The sequence below is a fragment of the Staphylococcus sp. FW104-15G4D genome (genome assembly GCF_058790135.1).
Genome location: NZ_JBYTCH010000015.1, coordinates 1 through 2,652, shown reverse-complemented (window position 1 = coordinate 2,652; position 2,652 = coordinate 1). Strand labels below are relative to the sequence as shown.

The 2,652-nt window shown below is 27.9% G+C and carries 3 protein-coding genes and 1 pseudogene; 3 read left to right on the top strand and 1 reads right to left on the bottom strand.

Annotated elements, in window-relative coordinates:
• Nucleotides 1–132, top strand: a pseudogene (locus tag AC3WQX_RS12020) (permease); the annotation flags it as partial.
• A gap of 13 nt (nucleotides 133–145) precedes the next feature.
• A complete protein-coding gene (locus tag AC3WQX_RS12015) occupies nucleotides 146–280 on the top strand; it encodes a hypothetical protein (protein ID WP_002441931.1) in 135 nt (44 codons plus the stop codon).
• Between the two features lie 119 nt (nucleotides 281–399).
• On the opposite strand, the gene AC3WQX_RS12010 is transcribed toward AC3WQX_RS12015, so the two are convergent.
• The gene (locus AC3WQX_RS12010) at nucleotides 400–1,167 is read right to left on the bottom strand and encodes a DUF536 domain-containing protein (protein ID WP_030062665.1); all 768 of its coding nucleotides are present in this window, start codon (nucleotides 1,165–1,167) and stop codon (nucleotides 400–402) included.
• Nucleotides 1,168–1,607: 440 nt separating this feature from the next.
• On the opposite strand from AC3WQX_RS12010, the gene AC3WQX_RS12005 reads away from it, so the two are divergent.
• Entirely contained in the window at nucleotides 1,608–2,543 is a 936-nt protein-coding gene (locus AC3WQX_RS12005) for a replication initiator protein A (protein ID WP_037551369.1), read from the top strand.
• The last annotated feature ends 109 nt before the right edge of the window (nucleotides 2,544–2,652 follow it).

Here is a 2,652-nt window from a genome sequence, read left to right as displayed (position 1 = left end):
GGTGCTGGTGCAAGTATTCCAGAAGTTGTATTATTATCGAAACTATTCAAGAAAAAATTTGTAATCTCATTCGTTATTGCAATTTTAGTTGTGGCTATTGCAACTGGTCTAATTGTTAACTTAATCATTTAAGGAGGTGAAGTAAATGGGTATCAAAGACACATTAAAAAAATTAAAACCTCAAGAACAGTCATGTTGTTCAGTTAAAATTGAAGAGAAAACAGACAAAAAAGACGAAAATAATGAGAAAAAAGAAAATGGTAATAAAAATTGTTGCTAAAATTAAAAAAGTTCTGCTTGATTTTACATTTATTAACATAATCGATGATTATCAGAAGTTTGAGTCACATTAAAAAGGCACAACAAGTTCATAAACTTGTTGTGCCTTTTTAATTGCAATTAGTTACCAAATAAACGACTCCAAAATCCCTTTTTAGGTGGTTCTACCTCCCTATTATCATCAGGATCACTCTTCGTTTCTTCAACGAACTTATCCTCTTTTGTTAATTCACCTTCATTTGTACTGTCGTTCTTTTTCTCTTCAGCTATATCCTTGTAATTTACTTCTGTTGGTTGACGCTTTGTTTGTTGTTGGTTGATATTTTGCGATTCTTCAGTAAAAGTTGCTTCTTGCGGATTAATATTTTGTCTATTATTCGTCGCTGTATCAAAAGAATAATTAAGCTGTCTTTCTTCTTCTAATTGGCTTTCTAGTTTTTGAATTTTTTTATTGCTTTCTAAAGCTAATATTTGTTGATTCTCCAACAATTTATTTAATGTATTAACATTGCTATTTTGTTGATCTAATTGCTTAGTTAAATTCTCAATATATTTTTCATCATTTTTAGCTCTAGTTTCAAAGATTTCTATTTGCTTTTCTAATTCGTTTACTTTTGTTTTTAATGCCTTAGAACTATTTGAATTATTATATATATTCTTTTCTGCTTTTGCAGTATTTTCACCAAACAATTCTTTTTTTACTGATTCTTTATTTTGGATTGTACTCTCTTTCTTAGTAATTTTTTCTATAATTTTCAAATAATCATTATCATCAATATAATTAATCCCATTTTCTTTTTCAAAAGTTATATTTAAACTTTTAGCATTATTAACAATAGTTTGTTTAGTTACACCTAATTCATCAGCAACCATTTTAATAGTTCTCATAACATCCACCCTTAGGTACCTAATTTAGTACCTAAATTTTACCACCTAATCAAGTTTATTTCATCATTTACCACCTAAATTTACTACCTATTTACTACATATGTACCTAATTAGGTCCCTATAATATGTTTTTGAATCTTAATTAGGCACTAAAACAATGAACTACACATTTTGCCATGGCAATGTGCTTTTAACTATATTTAAAACTCTTTATATACTTTCTTAAAAGTGTTAATATTGCTTTATAAATACTAAAAGAGTCAATGCTATTGGCGTAGCATTGACTCTCGGTAATAAAACGATTCGCACTCGTTTGTTTATATATTTTTTGATACTTGTATTATATCTATCTAATCATCTAAGTGCAAGCACAAAACATATAACTTACGTAAAAATTGTTTTATTACCTCAATCCTAAAAATGGAAATGAGGTTTTTATTATGCCCAATTTTGAAAAATACAATTTATCACAAGTAAAAACTGAAAGGTTTTATCAACTACCTAAATATTTATTCGAAGATGTATATTTTAAAAAAATGTCGGCGGAAGCCAAAATTATGTATGCGTTATTAAAAGATCGCTTTGAATTATCCATCCAAAATGAATGGGTAGATAAAAATAATAACATTTACTTTATTTTCAGTAATAAACATTTGTGCGAATACTTAGGTTATGCAGAACAAAAAATTATAAAATTAAAAAAAGAGTTAATAAGTTTTAATTTACTAACTCAAGAACGTGTTGGCCTTAATAAACCAAATAGATTATACCTATTAAAACCTAATTATGACATTAAAGCCAGTCATAGCAAGGAACTTCCAAATTCACAGTTCCAGAACAATGAATTTGGAAGTTCTAGAACTGTGAATTTCAGTGGTCAAGAACTTCCAAATTCACAGTCTAATGATACTGATTATAATGATACTAATTATATTAAGATTGAGAGTAATGATACGGATGATTTGAATGATAATAAACTAACATATTCTAATAATCACACAAATCATTCAAATCACTATAATCCAAACTTTAATGATGAAGCTTTAAAGTTCCAATTATTAGAAGAACTACCACAGAGTATTCAAAAATATCTAAGTAACTTTGAAGTAGATGAAATTAAAATTATCAAAACTGTATTATTAAAAGCCAAAACATCTTTCAACAATGCGATTGATAGCTACTACTTGTTAGAAGATATGGAAATAGAAATACTTCATGTTCTTAAACGTTTTAAAGCCATGCTTATTCAAAAAAATGAAACCGTTGAAGCCATGCAAGGATACTTAATGAAATCTCTTAAATCAGAATTCGCAGAAGTACATACGCTGAATAAGCGACGTGACCATTTACCCATCACTTCTTTATTTAATCAATAATTCAATTTAATAGGCCAACAATGCTTCAATTTGAGAGCATCTTTAGATAGATGTTCTCTTTTTTTATTAACAAGTGGTTGCTAAGGCAACCACCTAGACCAAACGAAAG